This is a genomic window from Ruegeria sp. AL7 (genome assembly GCF_056536105.1).
Window position 1 is genome coordinate 689,044 of record NZ_JBQFJF010000001.1, and the last position, 23,755, is coordinate 712,798.

Genomic DNA, 23,755 nt, shown 5'->3' on the forward strand with positions numbered 1-23,755 from the left:
AGCCTAACTATGAAGGCTGTTACGCGTCAAATGAACAGAAAGAGACGGAGACACATGCAATGAGCGGCGACCAATACATGTCGACACGCACGCCCCTGTCGGCGGGGCATACCAAGGAGAGAACAGCATGAGTGTTCGTGACGCGGTTCTGGCGAACCTGAAAAAGATCACCGATCCGGTTTCAGGTCAGGACATTGTCAGTGCGGGCATCGTGCGTGCGCTGAATGTCGAGGGCGATACGGTTCGCTTTGTCCTTGAGATCGACCCGAAGCATGCCGAAAAGATGGAACCTGTGCGCGCAACAGCTGAAAAGGCCGCACAGATGGTTGAGGGCGTTGCAAATGTATCGGCCCTGATGACTGCTCATTCCGACAAGGCGCCGCCGGATCTGAAGCCGAAACCCAAGCCCTCGCAAACTGGACCGCAGGCCGTTCCCGGTGTCGACCGGATCATCGCGGTTGCGTCTGGCAAAGGGGGTGTGGGCAAATCCACCGTGTCGGCCAATCTGGCCTGTGCGCTGGCCGCAGAAGGGCGGCGCGTGGGATTGCTGGACGCGGATGTTTATGGGCCGTCGCAGCCTCGGATGTTGGGTGTCTCGGGCCGTCCGGCCAGCCCCGATGGCAAGACTATCCTGCCGCTGCGCAACCACGGCGTCACCATGATGTCGATGGGGTTGATGACCAATGAAGGGCAGGCCGTTGTCTGGCGCGGGCCGATGCTGATGGGGGCGCTGCAACAGATGATGAGCCAGGTGCAATGGGGTGCCCTGGACGTGCTGATCGTCGACCTGCCGCCCGGTACCGGCGACGTGCAACTGACGCTGAGCCAGAAATTCAAGGTGGACGGCGCTATTGTCGTCTCGACGCCGCAGGACGTGGCGCTGATTGATGCCCGCAAGGGAATCGATATGTTCAATCAGCTCAAGACGCCTATCGTTGGGATGATCGAAAACATGTCCACGCATATCTGTTCGAACTGTGGGCATGAAGAACACGTCTTTGGTCATGGTGGTGTCAAGTCCGAGGCCGAGGCGATGGGCGTGCCGCTGCTGGGTGAAATCCCGTTGCATCTGGACATTCGTATCGCCGCAGACGGGGGTGCGCCTATTGTGGTCAGCAAACCAGACAGCCCTCAGGCTGAGGCTTTCCGCAAGATCGCCCGCGACATGATCGCCAAAGGCACCGCATGAGCCAACCGGTCTTTCCCCCTTTGTTGACGGGTCACCCGGTTCAGGGTGGGGAAGACCCGTTTGAACGCGCCCAGGCTATGGCGGCTTTGGGCTGCGATGCGGGGGCGGTTGTTTATAACATTCAGGCCGATTACCTGCGTGTCGCGATCGTTTTCGCGCCCGAGGTGCCGCTTCGGGACGCGATGGCGATGCTGCCGCTTTGTGCCGTTGGGTTTCAGAATGCGCTGGGCGCTCTGGCCCCACCCGAAGTGGCAGTGCATCTGGGGTGGGATGGTCTGATTTGTGTGAATGGTGCGAAATGCGGTGTGTTCCGCGTTTCGGCCTCCGGGGAAAACGCGGAAGAAGAACCGGATTGGCTGATTGTCGGCTGGGAGCTCGCATTGATGCAAACCAGCAGCGCGCCCGGCGAAACGCCGGATGTCACAGCCCTTTACGATGAAGGTTGTGCCGAGGTTTCGGCCACGCAACTGGTCGAAAGCTGGTCACGCCATATGCTGACCTGGCTCAACCGCTGGCAGGAGGATGGCAACGCGCCCCTGCATGCCGAATGGATGGGCCTGCTGCGTGGGGTAGGTGAGCCACTGGACGATGGCGGTGTATTCCTTGGCACGGATGAGAGGTTTGGAATGCTGATCCGCGACGGGGTCAACACCCGCCTGCGCCCGCTGACGGAACTATTGGAGAACGGACGATGAAACTGGCCCGCGCGATCCATTTCGATGAAAGCGACATGAACGTGTTCCATTCTCCGGCACGTACCGGCGAATGGTGCGTTTCGGGCGGGTTCGAGTTTTCGAACTGGAGCGGCGCGGATCTGGAAGGTAAGGCGCGTCAGGCTTTTGCGAATGGCTGGCTGGGGTTGGAAACCTTTGGCCGGGTGACATTTGTGGCGGTAACTCAGATCGAAGCGGCTGAAAGGGATCAGGTCACCCGCAATCTGGCAGAACATTTCGTGCAGTATTACGGAGCGCCCTCGGTCGAAGCGGCATTGAGCGTGGCACAGAACGAAATCGATCACATGTCAGAGCTGTGTGAAGACCATGCCGCCAACACGCTGCTGACCGTCGCCAGAGAATTGTCTGAGACAGGAGTGCACGAAGCCTTTCGTGTGATCACTCCGCAAGACGCACAGCTAGAGGTTCTGGCGGTGCATGGGTCGCTGGACGACTAGAAAGGGTCGACAAACCCGCCGAACTGACCGCGCTTGAAGATCAGACCCTTGCCGGTGCGGTACATGACCTGATCCACATGACCCACAATGATCAGATGATCTCCGGCCTCGTGCCGGGCATGCAACCGGCAGTCAAACCGTGCCAGACAATTGGCCAGCTGTGGGCGATCAGCCTCGTCCGTCGTCCACTCGGCATGGGTGAAATCGACACCGTCACGAGCAAATCTTAGCGCCTGATCCTGTTGATCCTGAGCCATGACGTGGATCGAGTAATGCGTGCAGGTGCTGAAAGTGTCGAAGCGGTTTGACTCTCTGGCCAGGCACCACAACACCAGCGGCGGGTCCAGGGACACCGACGCAAACGAGTTTACGGTGATTGCACGTGGGCCGTCATCGGTTTGCGCAGTTATCACGGTGACGCCCGTTCCGAAACATCCCAGCGCCTCACGAAAGGCGTGGCTTTGATCCGGGGTCGGTGTGAAAATCTTTTCCGTCATATCGCGCGCGTGTTCCTTGGCCGCGCATCAGGTGCCATGCGTGGCCCGGATTGTCCACGAAAAGCTGAACGGCGTTTGCAAATTTCAGCGTTAATTCAGGTCTTCCAGAAGACGCCCGTGTTTGCGGGTCTGGACGATGACTTCGCCAAAGGTGTTCAACCCGCGGGCCTGCAGGATGGGCAGCATCTTGACCAGTGCCTCGGCTGTTGCCACTGCGTCACCCAATGCCGTATGGCGCAGCGCCTCGGGGATAGTGATGTCCAGCCGTTCACAAAGTGCGTCCAGTGTATGTGTATCGCTCGCGCCGAACAAAACAGCCGACAACAGAACAGTGTCGAGTATCGGGTGATCCCATTCGACTTCCATACGCATGGCATGGCGGCGCAGGAACGCCATGTCGAACGGGGCGTTATGCGCCACGATCACCGCATCGCGCGAGAATTGGTGAAACACACGCCCGGCTTTGACGATATCCGGCGCGCCCTGAACCATGCGATCACTGATCTTGTGCACGCGTGTCGAGGCGGCAGGGATCGGAATGCCCGGATCAACAAGCATGTCCAGATGCTCGCCCGCGACGATCTTGCCTTTCACAACGCGGACCGCGCCGATTTGAACGATCTCATCCTTGTGTGGCAGCAAGCCGGTTGTTTCCGTGTCGAAGACCACAAAACACAGATCCTGCAAAGAGCGGTTTTCGAACGCGCCGTCACCCGGTGTGTCCAGCAACTCGAAATCATAGACCAGCGGGCGGGCCTCATCTGGCGACATACGGGCAACGCTGTCTTCGAACACCAGCATGTAACCGGGTGCGTCCCCCAGTGGCTTCATGCGGGCCGAATAGGTTTGTCGGCCGTCCACGCTGGTCAGGGTGCAGAAGACATCCTTACCAGATTTGCACAACTTCCCATACGCGTCCGTCAACCCCGTCGATTCGATGTATTCGAAGAGCGAGGCGTTCAGGCGGGGATGCGCGATCTGGGCCAGCACCTCGGCCGCCTGTCCGTCATACAAAACGATCTGGTGTTTCGGACTGGCCAGCAACATGGCGACCGGGATTTCGGTCAGAAGGGCGGTGAGGCGCTGTTTTTCTGCCGCCAGATGAGCGGTTTCGGCTGCCACCGCCTCGGCCGTGTGCATGGCATTCGCGGCAAGTTGCTCGGCCAGGCCGGCCGCTGCCGGGGCCAGATCGCCCAGGTATCGCGCGGCCTGCATATCCAGATCGGTGCTGACACCGGCATGAGCGCGGGCCCGCAATTGCGCTGAAAGCCGTTCGATCGGCTTGGCGACATTGTCGTCAAACAACAGCCAGACACCTGCGATCAAAGCCAGCAATCCAAACCCGATCAGAACTTCGGCAAAGATGAAGTCATCAAACAGGTCAGGTTGTGCGGCCCGGGCATAGGTGATCCACAGGGCGGCGGAACTGATTGATATCCCGCCGAGCGCAAGCAGACAGAAAAACAAAAATATCCGGAGCCTGAGGCTTAACCCTGTGAGCATGGTCAAACCCCGCAGGTGGCGTCGATGATGGGGTCGGCAGGCCCGGCAGATATCCAGTCTGCATTCAGAAGACGTCCGTCATCGGAAAACTCAGCACCGTCCGCAAGGTTGGCGCGACGATTCTCGGCACAGTTTACGGCCACGGGCAGTTTTGAAACCGGGGCCCAGCGGCCGAAGAAGTAAAGATCGACAAGCCGTTGATCTGGCACGTTTTCGTTTGTTCGCACCGACACGGTATCGATGGCGGCAAAGCGGTCGACGAAGGGCATGGCGTAGGTCCACGGGCGGTAGAGGGCGCGGCTTTCAACCTCTTGCACGATTGCCATCTCCTTGGGAAGCTGTTCGCGCGTACGGTCATACCAGGAATATTCGCTGGAGATGGTCACAGCGATCATCCCCAAACCCGCCGCGACCGGAGTAACCCATTTCGGCAACCGCCCTCCGGTCAGCTTGTTCAGCACAAGAACGATACCCGCAAAAGCGAAGCCCGCAAAAACAGTGCCGATCAATTCCAGAAACATCGTGTCACTCCGTTCTTCAGATGCATGTCAGCCCAGCATTCCCTTGCCGTGGCCGACCGCCGATTGCATCGTTTTTACCACAACGAAGGCATCACGAAGATGACTTCGCTCAAAGTCCGAAAGATCGGAAGGTGGCAGATAATTGTCTGGTTTCTTGCCCAATTTGACCAGTTGGACCTGATGTTCAAGCCGGGTTTCGGCGATCAGATCATAGGCGTCCAGTAAGTCGTGTGCGCCCGACGCGCTGAGAACGCCATTGGCCTCAGCCGCTTTCAGGCGGGCGCGGGTATTGGCCTCGGGCAGTTCGCCTTGCAAGGCGTAGATCCGCGCCAGATCCACGACCGGAACAACACCATTGTGTTTCAGATCCAGCGTATTGCGATGTTCGCCCGACCGGATGGTCGCAAAACCACGCAGCAAACCCAGCGGCGGCGTGTGTTTCAACGAGTTCGAGATCATATGTGCGACGAAGATCGAATTGGCCCGAGCTGCGGCCAATGTGTCGGCCTGCAGGTCGGCGAACAGGTCGAACGCGCCGCCAATCGGGCGCAAGTCAAACATGACCGAGGCTAGCATCTGCGCTTCGGGGTTCGGTTTGGCGATCCATCCCTTGAAATAGTCGCGCCAGACACGCACCGGCTGACACCAGCGCGGATTGGTCGCCATCATGTCGCCGGGACAATAGAAATAGCCACAGGTATCCAGCCCGTCCGACACGAACCTGGCCAGCTTTGTAAAGTATTCCATATCCGCATCGGTCACGCCGTCATCCAACATCAGGCAGTTGTCCTGATCCGACACGCCTGTCTGCTCCTGCCGCCCTTGCGAGCCGCAGGCCAGCCACAGATACGGCACAGGGGGCGGGCCCAGTTTCTGTTCGGCAAGGGCCAGAAGGCGCCGGGTAACCGTGTCAGCAATGTCGGTGATCAGGCGCGTGACGATTTCGTGCCGGTTCCCGCCTGCAACCAGTTGCACCAGCAGCTGTGGGATTTCCGCCGTTACCCGCGCCATATCTTTGGCGGTATTTGCCTGCGCGATGCGTCGCACCAGTTCGGCCGAGTTCACGGCCTGATAATGTGTCAGGTCGGTTTGTGTGACAATACCGACCAGCCGACCGCCCTCGGAAATCGGGACGTGGCCGATGCCGCGTTCCATCATGATGTGCAACACGTCTGAACCAATGTCGCCGGGTGACAGGGTGACGGGGTTCGCGGTCATGATCTCGGAAATTGGCGTGGAAGGAGGTAGTCCGTCCGCAACGTATTTGCCCGAGATATCCCGCAGCGTTGCGATGCCCTGCAACGTGTCGCCGTCCGTGATGCACAGCGACGAGATGTGCTTGTCGCGCATGATCTGCGCCGCTTTCTGAACAGGCGTGTCTGCGGGGCAGGTGGCCGGGTTAGGTGCCATAAGAATATCAATGGAGCTGGTCGCAAGGCTTTGCGGGCTGCTGCGGTCGCCGCGTGTCCGGTCGAAGAATTTGGCGACCACATCGTGACCATCGATCAACTCGCGCACCAGATCCGGTGGCAATACTATCAGGACCGACGGAGTGTGCGCACGCGCCTTGGTGGCTGCCTTGCCGTCTTTCAGCAGCCCGCGCTCTCCAAAAGAATTGCGCAAGCCCAGTTGAGAGACAACAGCACCATTTTCATCGGTGATTTCAACCTGTCCTTCATAGATCACGAACACGCCGGGAAGTGCATGGCCAAGTTCATAGACCGAGGTGTCTTCCTCGACTTCCCAGACCTCGATCTGTTTTACGATCTGATCCAGCGCATCAGCCGGTAACGCGTCATAGGGATGAACGGACTTCAGAAACCGGGCGATTTCATCATGGGACAGGGGCATCTGATGTCTCCGATGTTCTGGTGAAAAAATCCCGCCCAGTGGTATGCCGGGCGGGAGTAGTGGATCGAAAGACGCGGTCGAAGGCAAGAGCCAACGACCGCATCATGCTCACTTGTTCTGAGCTGCACCCGCACCACGGGGAATGCGAACGCTTTCGACCAGTTCCTTGATCTCCTGCGGAGTTTCCTTGGTCATGCCAGCCACAACATAGGCGACAGCGAAGTTGACCATGGCACCGACAGCGCCGAACGAGGTCGACTGGATCGGACCCAGCAACGGATCAGCATCGGTGAACGAGTTGGTGTCCGGAATGAACAGCCATCCCTTGTGCAGGAAGATGTAGACCAGTGTAACGACCAGACCTGCCAGCATACCGGCAACAGCACCGGTGTTGTTGATGCGGGTCGAGAAGATCCCCATCATCAGTGCCGGGAAGATCGAGGCTGCCGCCAGACCAAAGGCCAGAGCAACAGTCTGTGCTGCAAAGCCCGGAGGATTCAGACCCAGCCAGGTCGCTACAGCAATCGCCACAGCCATCGCAATCCGTGCCGACAGAAGCTCGCCTTTTTCCGAGATCTGCGGGTTGATTGCGCCCTTGATCAGGTCGTGAGACACGGCCGACGAAATCGCCAGCAGCAGGCCCGCAGCAGTCGACAGAGCAGCCGCAAGACCACCAGCAGCGACCAGACCGATCACCCAACCGGGCAGGTTGGCAATCTCGGGGTTGGCCAGAACCAGGATATCGCGGTTGAACTTGGTCAGTTCGTTACCGACCCAGCCTTTTTGTTCCGCAATCGCCTGCATCGATTCAGACTTGTCATTGTAGTACTGAATCTTGCCGTCGCCGTTCTTGTCTTCCCAATCCAGCAGACCGGTTTTCTGCCATGTGGCCATCCAGTCGTACCGAGCATCATTGTCGATCTGTTCGACTGTAACGGCACCACCTTCGATGCCACCATTGGGCCACATCATGTCGGTGATATTCAGGCGGGCCATTGCGCCAACAGCCGGAGCGGTCAGATACAGCAGCGCGATGAAAACCAACGCCCAGCCAGCCGACCAGCGTGCATCAGCAACTTTGGGAACGGTGAAGAAGCGCATGATAACGTGCGGCAGACCGGCGGTACCGATCATCAGCGACAGGGTGAACAGCACCATGTTCAGCGTGTTCGAGTGATGGGCCGTGTATTCGTTGAAGCCCAGCTCTGTCACGATGCCGTCCAGCTTGGTCAGCAGCGGTACACCGCTTGCAGTGTCGCCAAACAGACCCAGTGCCGGAATCGGAGTGCCGGTCAGCTGTAGCGAGATAAAGATGGCAGGGATGGTGTAGGCGGTGATCAGCACGCAGTACTGAGCGACCTGTGTATAGGTCACGCCCTTCATCCCTCCGAACACCGCGTAGGCAAACACAACGCCTGCACCGATCAACAGCCCGGTGGTGTTCGACACTTCCAAGAAGCGGCCAAAGGCAACCCCAACACCGGTCATCTGACCGATAACGTAGGTCACCGATGCAACAATCAGACAGATCACCGCAACGATGCGTGCTGTCTGGCTGTAGAAGCGGTCGCCGATGAACTCCGATACGGTGAACTTGCCGAACTTCCGCAGGTAAGGCGCAAGCAGCAGGGCCAACAGCACGTAGCCACCCGTCCATCCCATCAGGAAGGTCGAGTTGTCATAGCCGGTAAAGGCAATCAGGCCCGCCATCGAGATGAACGAGGCCGCAGACATCCAGTCTGCCGCTGTCGCCATACCGTTGGTGACCGGGTGTACGCCGCGACCGGCGGCGTAGAACTCTGATGTGGAACCCGCGCGGGCCCAGATCGCGATGCCGATGTACAGCGCAAAGGATGCGCCGACAAACAGCAGGTTGATGGTAAACTGATCCATTATCCCCGCTCTCCCTTACTCTTCATCCACGCCGTGTTCGGCGTCCAGCTTGTTCATGCGCCAGGCGTAGTTGAAGATCAGCACCAGAAAGACCAGGATCGATCCTTGCTGAGCGAACCAAAAGCCCAGATCAGTACCACCGACGGCGATGCCCGACAGCAGCGGACGCAGCAGGATGCCGAATCCAAATGACACCAGCGCCCAGATCACGAGGCTGATGTAGATGAGGCGCAGGTTGGCCTGCCAATAGCCCTTATCGGCTTCGGCTGCCTGCGCGGAGTTTGTAGATTGATCCGCCATTGCGGGTTCCTCCTTCGCTTCCTCGTTTGGCGGCCCGGTGCCCAACTCCTCCAGTGCGTCGGTCCGCTTCTCGACAATGCCCAACACCGTGTGGTGTCAGGCAAAACTCCACCAGTCCGCCAAAGCGGTCTTTTGAAGTATTCTTTTTAGGATCAAAGCCTTGCGGCTTATCTCCTCCCCTTAACTCATCACGTCGCTGACGATCCCTTCGAGATCGCCCGCGATATCCTCGATCCTGCCCATGGCATTGATGCGTTTCAGAACACCGTGACCGTCGTAATAGGTGATCAGCGGCGCGGTCTGCGCATGATAAGCTGCCAGACGCGAAGCCACGGTTTCAGCGTTGTCATCCGCGCGGCGCTTGAATTCGGTGCTGCCGCACTTGTCGCACTTACCGTCTTCGGCAGGCTTCTTAAACTGGTCGTGGTACCCTTCACCGCAGCCCGCGCAGGTGTAGCGGCCCGAGATGCGGATCACCATTTCGGCATCTTCCACTTCCAGGCTGATTGCTGCGTTGATCTTTTGGTCATTGGACGCAAGCAAACCATCAAGCGCCTCGGCCTGAACCGTTGTGCGTGGGAACCCATCCAGAATGACACCCTTGGCGCAATCTGGTTGCGCCATACGGTCGCGCAGGATCGCAATGACGATCTCGTCACTGACCAGATCACCGGCTTCCATCACGGCTTTGGCGGCTTTGCCTGCGTCGGTGCCTGCGGCAACGGCTTCGCGCAGCAGGTCACCCGTGCTGAGTTGAACAAGTCCGAATTTCTCTTCCAGCATCCGGGCCTGCGTGCCCTTCCCGGCGCCCGGAGGGCCGAGAAGGATAAGTACTGCGGGTGTGGTGATCGTAGCAGCGTCCATCACATCCTCACTTGCCCGCGCGGTTTTCGATCAGGTCTTCGACCACCGACGGGTCGGCCAGTGTCGAAGTGTCACCCAGCGAACCGAAATCGTTTTCGGCAATCTTGCGCAGGATGCGACGCATGATCTTGCCCGAGCGTGTTTTGGGCAGGCCCGGGGCCCACTGGATCACATCGGGGCTGGCGATCGGTCCGATCTCGGTCCGGACCCAGGTGCGCAACTCCTTGCGGAGCTCTTCGCTTGGTTCACGGTCATTCATCAAAGTGACATAGCAATAGATGCCTTGCCCCTTGATTTCATGAGGATATCCGACAACAGCGGCTTCTGCGACGGCGGCGTGTGCTACCAGTGCGCTTTCCACCTCGGCCGTTCCCATGCGGTGGCCGGACACGTTGATCACATCGTCCACGCGCCCGGTAATCCAGTAGTCGCCATCCTCATCGCGACGGCAACCATCACCAGTGAAGTAGTAGCCTTTGTAATCCGAGAAATAGGTCTTTTCGAACCGCTCATGATCGCCCCAGACGGTGCGCATCTGGCCGGGCCAGCTGTCTTTGATGCAGAGCACACCCTCGACACCATTGCCTTCGATCTCGACGCCGGACTGCGGATCCAACACCACTGGTTCGATGCCAAAGAACGGCTTCATTGCCGATCCGGGCTTCATTGCATGGGCGCCGGGCAGGGGGGTCATCAGGTGACCGCCGGTTTCCGTCTGCCACCATGTATCCACGATGGGACATTTGCCCTTGCCGACCACTTCGTTGTACCAGTTCCAGGCTTCGGGGTTGATCGGTTCACCCACGGTTCCCAGAGTGCGCAGATCGCTGAGGTCGCATTTCTCGACAAACTCTTTGCCCTGACCCATCAGGGCGCGGATCGCTGTGGGCGCGGTGTAGAACTGGTTCACCTTGTGTTTTTCGCAAACCTGCCAGAAGCGCGACGCGTCGGGGAAAGTTGGAACGCCTTCAAACATCAGCGTGGTCGCACCATTGGCCAGGGGGCCATAGACGATATAGCTGTGGCCGGTCACCCAGCCCACATCCGCAGTACACCAATACACGTCGCCTTCGTGATAATCGAAGGTGATCTCGTGCGTCATTGCGGCGTAAACCAGATAACCGCCGGTTGTGTGAACAACGCCTTTTGGCTGACCTGTCGAGCCGGAGGTGTATAGGATGAACAACGGATCTTCGGCGCTCATTTCGGCAGGCGCGCAGTAGTCGTCCGCCTCAAGGGCCATTTCGTTGTAGTCAAAGTCACGACCGTCGATCCAGGTGGTCTGGCCACCGGTCCGTTTGACGACAAGGCACTTGACCGTATCCTTGCAGTGCAGCAGCGCCGCGTCGGCATTGGATTTCAGCGGCGTTTTCCGACCACCGCGCGGAGCCTCGTCCGCTGTGATCACAACCTTGGCGTCACAGCCATTGATCCGGGCAGCCAGTGCGTCCGGCGAGAAGCCCGCAAAAACAATAGAGTGAATTGCGCCGATCCGCGCACAGGCCAGCATGGCATAAGCGGCCTCGGGGATCATAGGCAGATAAATGACGACGCGATCGCCTTTGCGCACACCCATAGATTCAAGGATGTTGGCCATGCGGCAGGTGCGGCGGTGCAGTTCTGCGTAAGAGATATGCTGAGCCGGGTCATTTGGATCGTCCGGTTCCCAGATGATTGCCGTTTGATCACCGCGGGTTTTCAGGTGGCGATCCAGACAGTTGGCCGAGACATTCAAGGTGCCATCAGCATACCAGTTTATTTTAACCGAACCGAAATCGTAGTTAACGTCTTTGACCTGGGCGAAGGGTTTGATCCAGTCAACGCGCTTGCCTTGCTCGCCCCAGAATGCGTCGGGGTCACTGATCGAAGCGGCGTACATGTCGGCATATTTTTCGGCATCAACATGCGCACGGGCGACGGTTTCTGCGGATGGCGGATAGGTCTTGGCATCTGCCTGGGCAGCGGTGGTCATTTTTGAGGCTCCTCCCTCTGGACTGGATTGCGTTGGGACATTTTTTGCCACTTGGTCCGGCAATGTCGATCCCGTTCCTCCCCAAGGTCGAATATTACCGAGTTCTGAAAATAAATAAATAAATTGCCGGAATCCCTGAATTTATTTGTAAAAAAATTTCTAACTGCGGCCACATCTAGTAAAGAAAAAGCGCAAATTTCGTAAAAATCTTTTTAAAGTAAATGGATAGGTGTAACACATGCCCTGTTTGCAGTACTTGACACATGCGGGGGTCAGTTCACGAACACCTGGTTTTCCTGCATGCGCAATCCAATCGGGAACTTCTTCTGATACCAGCGGAAAACCAAGGCAGGGTTGGCACAGTAGAATGTTGGCGCTAGCTTGATCCTCAAGCGCCTCGGGAGGAGGCGCATCAATGGGAGATCAAATGATGAAAAAGATGTTGAGCGGCGCCGCTGTCGCCGCCCTGAGCTTTGCCTTTGTCGGTGAAGCTTTTGCTACTGAGTGGAACGCATCGGTCTGGGGTAAGCGTCGTGCCTTCACTGAACATGTTGAAAAACTGGCCGAACTTGTTAGCGAAAAAACCGGTGGTGAATTCACCATCAATGTCAGCTATGGCGGGTTGTCCAAGCCGCGCGAAAATCTGGACGGCATTGAAATCGGCGCCTTCGAGATGGCTCAGTTCTGTGCAGGTTACCACCGCGACAAAAACCGCGCGATTACTGTTCTGGAGCTGCCCTTCCTTGGCGTGAACAACCTGCAGGAGGAGGTGGCGGTCAGTCATGCGGTTTATGACCACCCCGCAGTCAAGAATGAGATGGCGCAATGGAACGCCCGCATCATCATGACCTCACCGATGCCGCAATATAATCTGGTCGGCACTGGCGAGCCGCGCGATGAACTGGCTGATTTTGACGGAATGCGGGTCCGTGCAACTGGCGGTTTGGGGCAAGCCTTCGAGGCGGTCGGAGGTGTTCCGACATCAGTTCCCGCAACCGAGGCGTTCAATGCCATGGAATCCGGTGTCGTCGACACCGTGGCCTTTGCCCAGCACGCACACCTGTCTTTCGGAACAATCAACGAAGCCGACTGGTGGACGGCAAACCTGAACCCGGGAACGGTAAACTGCCCGGTCGTGGTCAACATTGACGCCTATGAGGCCCTGCCAGCCGCGCATCGCGAGGCGCTGGATAGCTCGATTGATGAGGCGATTGACCACTACCTGACAAATTACGACGGATTGCTCGAGCAATGGGACAGCGTTCTGCAAGAAAAGGGTGTCCAGAAAGTCATGATTGATGATGCCGTGATTGCAGAATTCCGCACCAAAGCAGCCGACCCGATCCGTGAAAAGTGGATCGCGGAAATGACGGAACAGGGGCTGCCAGCGCAGGATCTTTATGATCTCGTGCAGATGACGCTGACGCAACAGCGCGGCGGCAACTGATCCTGAGCCCGGGTGCCTGCCAGGCACCCGGTACACGAATATTGGGGAACACTGGAATGGCAGGACAGGCCACAGTGCTGGTGGACGGAAGCCGTCTGAGCCAGCTGGATCAGCAGTTGTTGAAACTGGAGCGTTTTCTGGCGCTCATCAGCGGTTTGGCAGTATTTGGCTTGATGGTCCTGGCCGTTATCTCGGTCAGTGGGCGCAATGCTCTGAATGCCCCATTGCCGGGATATGTTGACTGGATCGAACAGGCGATGCCACTGATCGCATTTCTGGGCATTTCTTATGTTCAGCGCGATGGCGGCCACATCCGCATGGACATCGTTCTGTCGCGCCTTCACGGCAGAGGGTTGTGGCTGTTCGAACTTGTCTCGGTGGTTTTGATCCTGCTTCTGATGCTTGCACTGGTTTGGGGCAGTTGGTCTCACTTCGACCGCTCCTTTGACTTGGGCGCACCATTGTGGAGCCGCGACAGTTCCATTGATATCGGAATTCCATTGTGGCCGGCGAAACTACTGGCCCCCATCGCGTTTTCCGTACTGTGCCTGCGGCTTGCTTTGCAGGCTTGGGGCTATGGCCGCGCATTATGGCTGGGACTGGAAGCTCCGGTGGCCGTTCCGTTGATACAGGACGCGGCAGCACAAGCAGCGGCTGAGGCCGAACAGTTCGAAGGGCAGGACTGATTTATGGACACGATAGAAATTGGCCTCTGGGTCACGGGCGGGCTTCTGGTCTTTGTCGTGGTCGGCATGCGCGTGGCCTTCGCTGCGGGCTTGGCCGGGCTAATTGGACTTGTTTGGATTTTTTGGGCCAAGTTTGGGTATGATCCGGCGCGGTTCGGTAAAGCGCTGACTGTTGCGGTCAAAACCGCCGGGCAAGTGCCGCATTCCAAAGTTGCCTCTCATACTCTTAGCCTGATCCCGACCTTTATCCTGATCGGGTATCTGGCTTATTATGCAGGTCTCACGCGGGCGTTGTTTGAAGCTGCCAAACGCTGGGTCGCCTGGGTTCCCGGGGGGTTGGCGGTTTCAACCGTATTCGCCACCGCCGGTTTCGCCGCGGTTTCGGGTGCCTCGGTTGCCACCTCTGCCGTCTTCGCCCGCATCGCGATCCCGGAAATGCTGAAGGTTGGCTACAACAAACGCTTTGCTGCTGGTGTGGTGGCCGCCGGAGGAACGCTGGCATCACTGATTCCACCATCGGCCATTCTGGTGATCTACGCGATCATCGTCGAGCAGGACGTTGGGAAGCTGCTGTTGGCGGGGTTCATTCCGGGTGCGTTTTCCGCGATCATCTATGCCGTGCTGATTGTCGGGATCGCCGTGATTTTCAAATCCGTCGGTCCCCCGGTCACAGGCTTTACATGGAAACAGCGTTTTTCGGCCCTTCCCGGAGCCATCCCTATTGTCGCCGTCATCCTGATCATCATCTGCTTTGTCTATAACCCGTTTGGTGAAAAAGCGTGGGGCACGCCGACGGAAGGCGGCGCAATCGGCGCTTTCATTGTCTTCTGCTTCGCCCTGTTTCACGGGATGCGTTGGAGCGAGTTCAAATCCGCGCTGCTGGAGACGGCCAAGCTTACCGCAATGATCTTTTCGATCATCTGGGGCGTTCTGATCTATGTGCGGTTTCTAGGGTTCGCAGATCTTCCCGGCGCCTTTTCTGACTGGATAACCAGCCTTGAAATGTCACCCATGATGATCCTGATCTGCATTCTGCTGGCTTACGCGGTGCTTGGCATGTTCATGGATGCGATAGGAATGCTTCTTTTGACCTTGCCTGTTGTTTATCCGGCGGTCATGGCGCTGAACGGTGGTGAAACGGTCAGTGCTGCAGACAGTGCGTTTGGCATGTCCGGGCCGATGTGCGCGATTTGGTTTGGAATTCTGGTCGTCAAGATGGCCGAGTTTTGCCTGATTACGCCGCCAATTGGGTTGAACTGCTTTGTCGTCGCCGGGGTGCGCCCGGATTTGAGTGTTCAGGATGTCTTCCGGGGTGTGACACCCTTCTTCGTGGCCGACGCCCTGACCATAGCAATGCTTGTGGCATTTCCTGGTATTGTACTCTACCTGCCATCGCTTGCGGGGTAGGTAGGATGCGAGGCTCTGCCTCGCGCTCCGGGATATTTAAAGCCAGATGAAGAACGGATCCCCTGCTTCATCTGGCCAATAAATATCCCGGGGGAGGCGTCCGGCACGGGCGGCGGGGGCAGAGCCCCCTTAGGCGCGCCTAACCGGCCCGCATCAGCATTCCGAACAGGTCGCGCGGATCGTCCGGGTCGGCCAACATGTCCAGAGGCTCAAAGAACGCAGTGCCTTCGATCACCTGCTTGACATAGCGCAGGGCTGAGAAATCTTCGATCGCGAAGCCAACACTGTCGAACAGGGTGATTTGGCGGTCGTCTGTGCGCCCTTTGACAGCTCCGGTCATAACCTGCCACATCTCGGTCACGGGATGATCAGCATCCAGCGCTTGAATCTCGCCCTCGATCCGGGTTTGCTCGGGGTATTCGACAAAGATGTCCGAGCGCAGCAGGATATCCCGATGCAATTCAGTCTTGCCGGGACAATCGCCACCGATGGCGTTGATGTGGACGCCGGGGCCGACCATGTTGTCGGTGAGGATGGTGGCGTATTTCTTGTCGGCCGTGCAAGTGGTGATGATCTGAGCACCTTCAATAGCGTCTTCCGGCGTCTTGCATGGGATGACCGTCAGGCCTTTGCCTTGCAGGTTTGCGGTGCATTTCGCTGTTGCACCGGGATCGGTATCGTAAAGCCGGACAGTGTCGATCCCGCACATTGCCTTGAAAGCGAGGCATTGGAATTCGGACTGCGCCCCATTGCCGATCATGGCCATGGTCGTGGCATTCTTTGGGGCAAGATAGCGCCCGACCAGAGCGGACGTCGCCGCCGTGCGCAATGCAGTCAGCATCGTCATTTCGGTCAGCAGAGTGGGATACCCGGTGTAAACATCCGCCAGCAATCCGAATGCGGTCACAGTTTGCAGACCCTCGGAGGTGTTTTTGGGATGTCCGTTCACGTATTTGAACCCATATGCCTCCCCATCCGAGGTGGGCATCAGTTCAATCACTCCGTGGGGTGAATGCGCCGGAATGCGCGGGGTCTTGTCAAAGCTTTCCCACCGTTTGAAATCGGATTCGATCTGATCGGCGATCTGTACGATCATCTGTTCGACACCTATGTGGTGAATCAGCCGCATCATGTTGTCGACGGACACGAAAGGCACGAGCGCCTTTTCAGAAGGTTGGGTCATCAGAAACTCCGGGTGGGGCGGTCAAAGATGCGGCGGCCCATAAGTGAGGCGGCCAGATCGACCATCAGCTTTGCAGTGCGGCCACGTTCATCCAGAAACGGGTTCAGTTCGACAAGATCCAGAGAACTGACCAGTCCGCTTTCATGTAGCAGTTCCATGACCAGATGAGCCTCGCGTTCGGTCGCACCGCCGGGAACAGTGGTGCCGACGGCAGGGGCAATGGCCGGATCCAGGAAATCAACATCCAACGAGACGTGGAGAAGAGCGTTTTCGGCTTTCACGCGATCCAGGAACGCCAGCAACGGCGCCTTGATCCCATGTTCGTCAATGCTGCGCATGTCGGCCAGCATGGCGCGGTCCTGTTCCAGCGCCAAACGTTCCGCCGGGTCGACAGAGCGCAGGCCAATCATGCCGACTCGGTCCGTTGGCACGACAGCGGGTAAGGGCGGAAGCGCCTCGAATCCCGACCTTCCTGTGAAATAGGCGACGGGTGTGCCATGCAGGTTGCCGCTGTCTGAGCTGTCGGGGGTGTGAAAGTCACTATGGGCATCCAGCCACAGAACGAACAGTGGGCGGTCGACCTTAGCAGCATAGGCGGCCATCCCGGTCACGGTTCCCATGGACAATGCGTGATCGCCGCCCATGAAGATTGGAATGCCCTGTTCAGCCGCTGTTAATGCGGCCTTGCTCAGCGCTTGTGTCCAACCGATGCATTCGGGCAGCGCGAACAGGTGCGGATGCTCAGGCAAGCCGGTTTCTTCAGGTTGTACGTTGCCCCAATCGCAAACGGAGTGACCAAGATCGGTCAAGGCCTGATCCAGCCCGGCCACGCGATATGCGTCGGGACCCATTCGGCAACCCTGACGCCGTTTTCCGGCGTCCATCGGCGCGCCGACTAAAATGATGTTTTTGCGTTCCATGTGGTTCATTTAGGCCGTCACTGTGTCTTGCGTGAAGAGCACAAAATGCTCAAAATGGTTCAGGAAGTTCCTTAATGGGAAAGTGATATGGACGAATTGGATAGTCGTCTGCTGGGCGCATTGCAGCGCGACGCGCGCGCCAGCCTGTCAGAGCTGTCGGAAACGCTTGGTGTGACCCGCACGACGGTGCGCAGCCGTTTGCAACGGCTCAAGCAATCCGGTGAGATCGTCGGTTTTACCGTGTTGACGCGTCGGGATCTGGCACAAAGCCCGGTACGTGGGCTGATGATGCTGGAAATCGAGGGGCGCGGCACCGAGCGCGTGATGTCCCGGATCGGAGCCATGCGGCAGGTCACGGCGGTCCATTCGACCAACGGCAGTTGGGATTTGATTGCCGAAATCAGTACTGAAACTCTGGCCGAACTGGACGAGGTTCTGTTTCATATTCGCAGGATCGACGGCGTTACACGTTCGGAAACGAACCTGCTGCTGTCAACACGCAAGGGGCGGCTCTAGTGCTTTGAGATGAATGCGACTTGTGCCAGAGTTTGTGAGTAGACAGGGTGCGACTTACCCTTAGGTAGGCCGCTTGCTGACTAAGGGTTCAGTATTTCCGGAAGGCTTGCGGCATGACCACATCTGAAAATGGTGACGAACCTTTGGCCGGACAGTGGGCCGAACGACTTGCTGGTCTGCTGGAAAAACCCTGGCTGCGCATCGCGATACCGGTCGTTATTACCGGGATTGCCCTTTCGGTTTTGCACGATCTGTCGGCCCATGTGAAATGGTCGGATGTCCAGACCGATATTTCGGCGACATCATGGAAATTGATGGTTTTTGCGATGTGCTGGACAGCGTTCAGCTTTTTGTCGCTGTCGCTCTATGATGTGTTCGCGGTACAGAGCGTGGCAGATGGCAAGGTGCCGTTACCTGTGGCGGGGATGGCCGGAGCCAGCGGATACGCGGTGTCGAACTGCCTTGGGTTTTCCTACATCACGGGAACCGCGATCCGGTATCGGATATACGCGTCGCTTGGCTTGGACCTTGGCCGGGTGGCTGGCGTAATCGCGACCTCGTGGGTGGCGTTCTGGATGGGTCTGATCCTGATTTTGGGCTTATTGCTGACCCTGCACCCGGATGGAATATCCAAGGTGATGCCCGTCAGCGAAACGGCCGAAACCATCATAGGATTGTGCTTGCTGGCTGCATTTGTCGCGATGTTCATATGGTTGTCCAGCGGTGGCCGGCGGTTGGCTGTTGCGGGCGTCGGTTTCGATCTGCCCGGAGGGAAACTGGCGGGCCTGCTGACGTTGGCTGCCATTGGCGACCTATTTGGCGCATCCATGGTGCTTTACGTTTTGATGCCGGATGATCTGGGTGTCGGGTACCCGTACTTCTTCACGATCTATATCGCTGCCATTGCCGTTGGGATCCTAAGCCATGCGCCGGGTGGGATCGGCGTGTTTGAGGCGACATTGATTGCCGGTCTGGGGGCGTCGGGTCGTTCGGATGTGATTGCTGGGTTGCTGCTGTACCGGGTGGTTTACACTTTTTTGCCATTTGCAGTCGCCAGCCTTTCCATTGCCGTTGCATCGGTCTTGACCCAAAGACACATGATCGGCGGTGCCGCTATTTGGGTCTATCGCGTGATCCGTCCCATGGTTCCGATGGTCGCGGCCGGAGTAGCGGCAGTGGCCGGAGTGATCTTGCTGGTGTCGGGCGCTTTGCCAGCTGGGGCGCAAAAGCTCGGCACGCTGAAAGATATGCTGCCGCTTTCGTTTGTTGAGGCTTCGCATCTTGCAGGCAGCGTCGTAGGCGTATTGTTGTTGCTGGTCTCGCGCGGGTTGTTCCGCAAGCTCTACCGGGCATGGATCGTTGCGATGGTGCTGATGGGGGCAGGGTTTTTCGCTTCGCTTGCAAAGGGGCTCGACATCCACGAAGCGCTTTCGATGCTGGGAACGATTGGGCTGCTGGCTATGTTTCGTGGCGCGTTCTACCGGGTCAGTGGTGCGTCGATATTTCGGCTGAACATCCCATGGTTGATCAGTGTCGTGGTTCTGCTGGCAGTGATTTTCTGGATCGGGCTGTTTGCATATTCACATGTCGAATACCAAAACGATCTGTGGTGGCAGTTTGCCTGGAACGGTGACGCCTCGCGCTTTCTGCGGTCCAGCCTTGTTGTGGCCGTGATCGTGGGCATTGTTGCCGTGAACTCTCTGTTCGGGCGTGAGGTTCCGACACCACAGCGGGTTGAAATCCCAGAGGTTGTCGAGCGGCTGGTGATGGAGAGTGAGGATACGGAGTCGCAAATCTCGCTCACCGGTGACAAGCAATTCCTGATCTCACCGGATGAGACCGCATTCTTAGCGTATGCAGACACGGGCAATGCGCTGATTTCAAAAGGAGAACCGGTTGGTGACGAGAGGGCCGGGCAGCAACTGATTTGGCAGCTCCGGGAAATGGCGGATCGCGAAGGTAAACTTTGCGCGTTCTACAGTGTCTCGACCAAATATCTGCCGACTTTTCTGGATCTTGGACTGTCGATCCTGAAGATTGGCGAGGTTGCGCGGGTGTCATTGCACGATTTCTCGCTGGACGGAAAGTCGCGCAAGCGGTTCCGGCAGGCCAAGAACCGTGCTGAACGCGAAGGATATGTGTTCGAGATCATTCCGAAGGAAGAACTGGCGCCTCTGTTGTCAGATTTGCGTGGGATTTCAGACCGCTGGCTTGCGCAAAAGGCCGGTGCAGAAAAGGGCTTTGCACTGGGGGGATTTGATGATCAATACCTGTCCTATTTCGATCATGCGATCCTGCGTGATGGCAATACCGGCAAGATCATGGCCTTTGCCAATCTGTTCCAAGGAGGGAACAAGTCCGAGCTGTCACTGGACCTCATGCGTTATGAACCCGATAGCCCAAGTTTCGTCATGGACGCTCTTTTCGCCGACATGATGGATTGGGGGGCGCAGCAGGGGTTTCACTGGTTTTCACTGGGTGCCGCACCGTTCTCAGGGATCGAAAACCGTCAGCTTGCTTCGCTTTGGAACCGCATCGGTGGGTTCGTTTACGAACATGGCGAACAGTTCTACCATTTTGAGGGCCTTCGTGCGTTCAAGCAGAAGTTCGATCCGGAATGGAGCCCGAACTATCTGGCCAGCCCCGGTGGGCTGGCCGCGCCCCGCATCCTCTATGAGGTTAATATTCTGATCTCGGGCGGATTGCGTGGATTAACCAAGTAGCACCTAATTCAGGCTTGCGCGGGTTGGGGTTTTCTGCAGCAGATCGCCCCAATCCGTGCGATAGGCCATCTCGGCCAGAACGGTTTCAGGCAGGAATTCCTGATTTTGACGGATTTGCCATCCGCCGCCCAGACCCTTGTAAACCGCCACCAGGTTGCTGGATACCTGCTGCCGCGCCTCGATCAGATTGGCTTGCGACCGCAATAGTGCGGTCTGGGTGTTCAGCACGCGCGAATAATCGGCAATGCCATCTGTATATTGGCTGACGGCGATTTCGGCAGCTTTGCGTGAGGCTTCGACACTTTGCTGATAGAACCCGACCTGCTTACGTGCCTGCGCATAAGCGACCATGGCACTTTCAACCTCGGAATAAGCGGTCAGCACAGTGTTCTGATAATTCGCAATCAGCGCCTGGTAAGCGGCGTCCTGCGCGCGAACATTGTTCTTGATGCGGCCATAGTTCAGCACATTCCAGACCACACCGGCACTGGCCAGACCGGTGGTGCTGCCACCGCTGAACAGATCGCGCCCGCCGGATGCCTGCAGACCGATCGCGCCCGACAGGATAAATTGGGGATACAGATCCGCCATCGCGATGCCCACCTGTGCTGATTGCGTGGCTGCCGCCAGTTCAGCCGCGCGCACATCCGGGCGGCGGCGCAGCAATTCAGCGGGAACGCCCACAGCCACATTTGCCCGGGCCGATGGAATGCGTCCGGTATTGCCCAACAGACCGGTCATGCGTGAAGGTGTCGTGCCCAACAACACCGCAAGCGCGTTCTTGGTCTGTTGCAGGTCGCTTTCCAGTTCCGGTACCAGCGCCTTAGTGTTGTTCAGTAGGGCGGTGGATTCTTGCACATCCAGTTCCGTGGTGACGCCATTGTTGAACCGCAGCTGAGTCAGGTCTGCCGAGTCCTGCTGCAATTTGATGTTCTCGCGCGCAATTGCCAGCGTCTCCTGCAACGCCCGGATATTGACGTAAAGCGCGGCGACGTCCCCGGTCAGCGTAACCAACGCGTCGTCGTAGTTTGCTACTTGCAGGGCCAGATTGGATCGCGCGGCCTGAACGCCGCGCCGCTGCGCGCCCCAGACGTCCAACTCCCACTGGGCATCGAAGCCGACTTGCGAGGTCGAGAACTCGGTATCCAGCGGGATGACGCGATTGACATCCGAAATTGGCCCCAGATTGTCGCTGATCTGGCGCCGTTCAAGCGAGCCGCCAGTGGCCTGCGACTGCGGGTAAAGCTCGCCAAAGGCGATACCCAGTTGCGCGCGCGCCTGCAAAACCCGCGCACCAGCGACCTGAAGTGTCAGGTTCTGGGCGTAGGCCTCGGCAATCAGTTTGTTAAGGGTCGGATCATTGAATGTCTGCCACCATTTCACGACAGGCGCACTGCGCGACGTCAGCCCGCTTTGACTGGCGCTGGGGTTGTTGACCTCAATCCATTGTTTTACGACAGGTGAATTGGGGCGCACAAAATCCGGTCCAACGGGTGTGCAAGCCGCGAGAGTGGCGGCGCAAATGGCGGTTCCCAACAACCTGCGGAGTGTCATGGCGCGCATCCTCAGATATCCAGGGGTCGGATGAAGTTGGCGAAGGAATAAAGGCGGATGTTGATGCGCCTCAGAAACTCAAAACTTTTGCCCTGGCCTGTATAGATTGCCACAGCGGCATGGCCGCCCGCTGGGAAGATGTGGTCTTCCGGCACATCGACGGTGATCTGAACCGCAATCCGACCGGGCAGTTTGGGCAGCTCGAAACCGGGCAGGCGGCCCGACGGGATGAGTTGCCCTTGACGGGTGGCCCACCAGATCGCTTCGACCTTGCCCGTCAGGATTTCACCGGGATAAAGATCAAGCGCGACTTCGACCTCTTGTCCCGGTTCGACAAATTTCAGGTTCTGCTGGCGGAATGTGGCAAGGATATAAGGGCTTTCATCAGTCACGAAGCTGGCAATCGCACCCAACCGGACGTCACCGACTACCAATCCGGGGCGGGCCTGCTGTGAGACGATCATGCCATTTTCAGGCGCATAGATTGTTGTGTTTTCCAGAAAATACTCGGCTTCGGCCAATTGCGCCTGCGCCTGAAGGATGCCCGTGTTCACGCCGTCAATCTGCGATTCCAGCGCCAGTTGAGCCTTGGTCAGGTTGGCCCCAGCCTGTTTGAGGGCGGCCTGATCTTCCGTCACCTGTTCGTTCCATCGATCCAGATCGTCCTGACGGGCGCCTCCGGCCGGAACAAGATTCTCATACCGCGCCTGTTGGGTTTGCGCATAGGCCAATTGCGCATTGGCCCGTTCGACAGCTTCGGTCGACGCAATGACATCCTGTTCAAGGATTTTGGCATTCTGCTGTGCCGCCACCAACTGGGCCTGCGCATTATCGACCGCCAGCGAAAACACCGTATCATCGAACCGATACAGCGGATCGCCCTTTGCGACCGGTGTATTCGGTTCAACAAGAACCTCGGACAGAATCGTCGGCTGTGTCAGCTTGGGGATGATCTGTATGGTCGAACGTACCACGTGGCTGTCTGCTGAAAACGGCTGAAAGAAGCGCAATGCCACAAGGAAGATCAACAGCAGGTGTGCACCCACCCAGAACGAAACAATGCCCCAGGCAATGTTGAACTTCAGCCATTCCAGCTTGAAAAAAATGAGCCAGACGAAAATGATGTAGAACAGCGTGATGCCGAGGGCGACGAACATAGGAATTAGGGTCCTTCGGTCTTAACTGGGTTGTGTGTCATCTGTGTCCAGACGATCCTGGTATTCGGGTTTGACCCTACCGCCCAGGCGTTTGATTTCATCGCGGATGGCATCTTTTTCCTCGTCCGGGCCGCGGCGAATATCGACCGTGACGCCATCGTGGAAAGCCCACATGAAGGCGTGAACCCAAGGCACGACAGCCAAAAACCCCATCCATCCCATGATCTTTACGGCTTCGGCATGGGGATGATTACGTTTGATCGCGATCCGCCCCGGAAGGCCCATAATGAACAGGAACAGCGCCATAACTGCTGCAAGCAGCAGGATCAGCGCGACCAATGTCAGATAGTCATAATAGCCCAGCGGCTGGCCCAATAGTCCCATTTGTGTGCCTCCATCAG

General features: G+C 57.7%; 21 protein-coding genes. 8 read left to right on the forward strand and 13 right to left on the reverse strand.

Annotated elements, in window-relative coordinates:
* The first annotated feature begins 127 nt into the window (after nt 1-127).
* The 3 genes from ACR3E2_RS03460 to ACR3E2_RS03470 are packed head-to-tail and all read left to right on the forward strand — an operon-like array spanning nt 128 to nt 2,360.
* Nucleotides 128-1,189 (forward strand): Mrp/NBP35 family ATP-binding protein, encoded by a 1,062-nt coding sequence (locus ACR3E2_RS03460; protein ID WP_480481315.1) that lies wholly within the window; start codon nt 128-130, stop codon nt 1,187-1,189.
* Nucleotides 1,186-1,884 carry a biotin/lipoate--protein ligase family protein gene (locus tag ACR3E2_RS03465; RefSeq protein ID WP_480481313.1) on the forward strand — a complete coding sequence of 233 codons (699 nt, stop codon included), beginning with the start codon at nt 1,186-1,188 and terminating at the stop codon, nt 1,882-1,884. Before ACR3E2_RS03460 ends, ACR3E2_RS03465 begins: the two co-directional genes overlap by 4 nt.
* Nucleotides 1,881-2,360 (forward strand): DUF6505 family protein, encoded by a 480-nt coding sequence (locus ACR3E2_RS03470; protein WP_480481311.1) that lies wholly within the window; start codon nt 1,881-1,883, stop codon nt 2,358-2,360. Before ACR3E2_RS03465 ends, ACR3E2_RS03470 begins: the two co-directional genes overlap by 4 nt.
* On the opposite strand, the gene ACR3E2_RS03475 is transcribed toward ACR3E2_RS03470, so the two are convergent.
* The 8 genes from ACR3E2_RS03475 to acs all read right to left on the reverse strand — a co-directional run bounded on the left by ACR3E2_RS03475 (nt 2,357) and on the right by acs (nt 11,761).
* Nucleotides 2,357-2,857: a flavin reductase family protein gene (locus tag ACR3E2_RS03475; protein ID WP_480481309.1), complete on the reverse strand. Its 501-nt coding sequence runs from the start codon at nt 2,855-2,857 to the stop codon at nt 2,357-2,359. The genes ACR3E2_RS03470 and ACR3E2_RS03475 overlap by 4 nt on opposite strands.
* A 90-nt stretch (nt 2,858-2,947) precedes the next feature.
* Nucleotides 2,948-4,360, reverse strand: a complete 1,413-nt coding sequence (locus tag ACR3E2_RS03480) for a 3'-5' exonuclease (RefSeq protein WP_480481307.1) — start codon at nt 4,358-4,360, stop codon at nt 2,948-2,950.
* A gap of 2 nt (nt 4,361-4,362) precedes the next feature.
* Entirely contained in the window at nt 4,363-4,881 is a 519-nt protein-coding gene (locus ACR3E2_RS03485) for a hypothetical protein (RefSeq protein ID WP_480481305.1), read from the reverse strand.
* Nucleotides 4,882-4,908: 27 nt separating this feature from the next.
* The gene (locus tag ACR3E2_RS03490; RefSeq protein WP_480481303.1) at nt 4,909-6,732 is read right to left on the reverse strand and encodes a DUF294 nucleotidyltransferase-like domain-containing protein; all 1,824 of its coding nucleotides are present in this window, start codon (nt 6,730-6,732) and stop codon (nt 4,909-4,911) included.
* A gap of 108 nt (nt 6,733-6,840) precedes the next feature.
* A complete protein-coding gene (locus tag ACR3E2_RS03495; RefSeq protein ID WP_480481301.1) occupies nt 6,841-8,625 on the reverse strand; it encodes a sodium:solute symporter family protein in 1,785 nt (594 codons plus the stop codon).
* Nucleotides 8,626-8,640: 15 nt separating this feature from the next.
* Complete coding sequence (locus ACR3E2_RS03500) at nt 8,641-8,925, reverse strand: DUF4212 domain-containing protein (protein ID WP_209504901.1); 285 nt, start codon at nt 8,923-8,925, stop codon at nt 8,641-8,643.
* Between the two features lie 180 nt (nt 8,926-9,105).
* Nucleotides 9,106-9,789 carry an adenylate kinase gene (locus ACR3E2_RS03505; protein ID WP_267364040.1) on the reverse strand — a complete coding sequence of 228 codons (684 nt, stop codon included), beginning with the start codon at nt 9,787-9,789 and terminating at the stop codon, nt 9,106-9,108.
* A 7-nt stretch (nt 9,790-9,796) separates the two neighbouring features.
* The gene (gene acs / locus ACR3E2_RS03510; RefSeq protein WP_480481299.1) at nt 9,797-11,761 is read right to left on the reverse strand and encodes an acetate--CoA ligase; all 1,965 of its coding nucleotides are present in this window, start codon (nt 11,759-11,761) and stop codon (nt 9,797-9,799) included.
* A gap of 430 nt (nt 11,762-12,191) precedes the next feature.
* Here acs and ACR3E2_RS03515 point away from each other — a divergent pair, with 430 nt between their 5' ends.
* The 3 genes from ACR3E2_RS03515 to ACR3E2_RS03525 are packed head-to-tail and all read left to right on the forward strand — an operon-like array spanning nt 12,192 to nt 15,301.
* Entirely contained in the window at nt 12,192-13,208 is a 1,017-nt protein-coding gene (locus ACR3E2_RS03515; protein ID WP_480481684.1) for a C4-dicarboxylate TRAP transporter substrate-binding protein, read from the forward strand.
* Nucleotides 13,209-13,264: 56 nt separating this feature from the next.
* Complete coding sequence (locus tag ACR3E2_RS03520; protein WP_480481297.1) at nt 13,265-13,894, forward strand: TRAP transporter small permease; 630 nt, start codon at nt 13,265-13,267, stop codon at nt 13,892-13,894.
* Nucleotides 13,895-13,897: 3 nt separating this feature from the next.
* A complete protein-coding gene (locus tag ACR3E2_RS03525; RefSeq protein WP_267364043.1) occupies nt 13,898-15,301 on the forward strand; it encodes a TRAP transporter large permease in 1,404 nt (467 codons plus the stop codon).
* Between the two features lie 139 nt (nt 15,302-15,440).
* Here ACR3E2_RS03525 and ACR3E2_RS03530 read toward each other — a convergent pair whose 3' ends face one another.
* Both ACR3E2_RS03530 and rocF read right to left on the reverse strand, forming a co-directional pair.
* On the reverse strand, nt 15,441-16,484 hold the full coding sequence (locus ACR3E2_RS03530; protein ID WP_480481295.1) for an ornithine cyclodeaminase: 1,044 nt from the start codon (nt 16,482-16,484) through the stop codon (nt 15,441-15,443).
* The gene (gene rocF, locus ACR3E2_RS03535; RefSeq protein WP_480481293.1) at nt 16,484-17,404 is read right to left on the reverse strand and encodes an arginase; all 921 of its coding nucleotides are present in this window, start codon (nt 17,402-17,404) and stop codon (nt 16,484-16,486) included. Before rocF ends, ACR3E2_RS03530 begins: the two co-directional genes overlap by 1 nt.
* 87 nt (nt 17,405-17,491) lie before the next feature.
* Here rocF and ACR3E2_RS03540 point away from each other — a divergent pair, with 87 nt between their 5' ends.
* Both ACR3E2_RS03540 and mprF read left to right on the forward strand, forming a co-directional pair.
* Complete coding sequence (locus ACR3E2_RS03540) at nt 17,492-17,920, forward strand: Lrp/AsnC family transcriptional regulator (protein WP_480472343.1); 429 nt, start codon at nt 17,492-17,494, stop codon at nt 17,918-17,920.
* Between the two features lie 113 nt (nt 17,921-18,033).
* Nucleotides 18,034-20,643, forward strand: a complete 2,610-nt coding sequence (gene mprF, locus ACR3E2_RS03545; protein WP_480481291.1) for a bifunctional lysylphosphatidylglycerol flippase/synthetase MprF — start codon at nt 18,034-18,036, stop codon at nt 20,641-20,643.
* 3 nt (nt 20,644-20,646) lie between these two features.
* Here the strand turns inward: mprF and ACR3E2_RS03550 are convergent, their stop codons facing one another.
* The 3 genes from ACR3E2_RS03550 to ACR3E2_RS03560 are packed head-to-tail and all read right to left on the reverse strand — an operon-like array spanning nt 20,647 to nt 23,738.
* Entirely contained in the window at nt 20,647-22,197 is a 1,551-nt protein-coding gene (locus tag ACR3E2_RS03550; RefSeq protein ID WP_480481289.1) for an efflux transporter outer membrane subunit, read from the reverse strand.
* Between the two features lie 11 nt (nt 22,198-22,208).
* Entirely contained in the window at nt 22,209-23,354 is a 1,146-nt protein-coding gene (locus tag ACR3E2_RS03555) for an HlyD family secretion protein (RefSeq protein WP_480481287.1), read from the reverse strand.
* Between the two features lie 21 nt (nt 23,355-23,375).
* Nucleotides 23,376-23,738: a DUF3302 domain-containing protein gene (locus tag ACR3E2_RS03560; RefSeq protein WP_267366156.1), complete on the reverse strand. Its 363-nt coding sequence runs from the start codon at nt 23,736-23,738 to the stop codon at nt 23,376-23,378.
* Between the last annotated feature and the right edge of the window lie 17 nt (nt 23,739-23,755).

Coding starts and splice junctions, on each gene's coding strand:
- ACR3E2_RS03460 (WP_480481315.1), top strand. CDS start 128: ATGAGTGTTCGTGACGCGGTTCTGGCGAACCTGAAAAAGATCACCGAT.
- ACR3E2_RS03465 (WP_480481313.1), top strand. CDS start 1,186: ATGAGCCAACCGGTCTTTCCCCCTTTGTTGACGGGTCACCCGGTTCAG.
- ACR3E2_RS03470 (WP_480481311.1), top strand. CDS start 1,881: ATGAAACTGGCCCGCGCGATCCATTTCGATGAAAGCGACATGAACGTG.
- ACR3E2_RS03475 (WP_480481309.1), bottom strand. CDS start 2,857: ATGACGGAAAAGATTTTCACACCGACCCCGGATCAAAGCCACGCCTTT.
- ACR3E2_RS03480 (WP_480481307.1), bottom strand. CDS start 4,360: ATGCTCACAGGGTTAAGCCTCAGGCTCCGGATATTTTTGTTTTTCTGT.
- ACR3E2_RS03485 (WP_480481305.1), bottom strand. CDS start 4,881: ATGTTTCTGGAATTGATCGGCACTGTTTTTGCGGGCTTCGCTTTTGCG.
- ACR3E2_RS03490 (WP_480481303.1), bottom strand. CDS start 6,732: ATGCCCCTGTCCCATGATGAAATCGCCCGGTTTCTGAAGTCCGTTCAT.
- ACR3E2_RS03495 (WP_480481301.1), bottom strand. CDS start 8,625: ATGGATCAGTTTACCATCAACCTGCTGTTTGTCGGCGCATCCTTTGCG.
- ACR3E2_RS03500 (WP_209504901.1), bottom strand. CDS start 8,925: ATGGCGGATCAATCTACAAACTCCGCGCAGGCAGCCGAAGCCGATAAG.
- ACR3E2_RS03505 (WP_267364040.1), bottom strand. CDS start 9,789: ATGGACGCTGCTACGATCACCACACCCGCAGTACTTATCCTTCTCGGC.
- acs (WP_480481299.1), bottom strand. CDS start 11,761: ATGACCACCGCTGCCCAGGCAGATGCCAAGACCTATCCGCCATCCGCA.
- ACR3E2_RS03515 (WP_480481684.1), top strand. CDS start 12,192: ATGAAAAAGATGTTGAGCGGCGCCGCTGTCGCCGCCCTGAGCTTTGCC.
- ACR3E2_RS03520 (WP_480481297.1), top strand. CDS start 13,265: ATGGCAGGACAGGCCACAGTGCTGGTGGACGGAAGCCGTCTGAGCCAG.
- ACR3E2_RS03525 (WP_267364043.1), top strand. CDS start 13,898: ATGGACACGATAGAAATTGGCCTCTGGGTCACGGGCGGGCTTCTGGTC.
- ACR3E2_RS03530 (WP_480481295.1), bottom strand. CDS start 16,484: ATGACCCAACCTTCTGAAAAGGCGCTCGTGCCTTTCGTGTCCGTCGAC.
- rocF (WP_480481293.1), bottom strand. CDS start 17,404: ATGGAACGCAAAAACATCATTTTAGTCGGCGCGCCGATGGACGCCGGA.
- ACR3E2_RS03540 (WP_480472343.1), top strand. CDS start 17,492: ATGGACGAATTGGATAGTCGTCTGCTGGGCGCATTGCAGCGCGACGCG.
- mprF (WP_480481291.1), top strand. CDS start 18,034: ATGACCACATCTGAAAATGGTGACGAACCTTTGGCCGGACAGTGGGCC.
- ACR3E2_RS03550 (WP_480481289.1), bottom strand. CDS start 22,197: ATGACACTCCGCAGGTTGTTGGGAACCGCCATTTGCGCCGCCACTCTC.
- ACR3E2_RS03555 (WP_480481287.1), bottom strand. CDS start 23,354: ATGTTCGTCGCCCTCGGCATCACGCTGTTCTACATCATTTTCGTCTGG.
- ACR3E2_RS03560 (WP_267366156.1), bottom strand. CDS start 23,738: ATGGGACTATTGGGCCAGCCGCTGGGCTATTATGACTATCTGACATTG.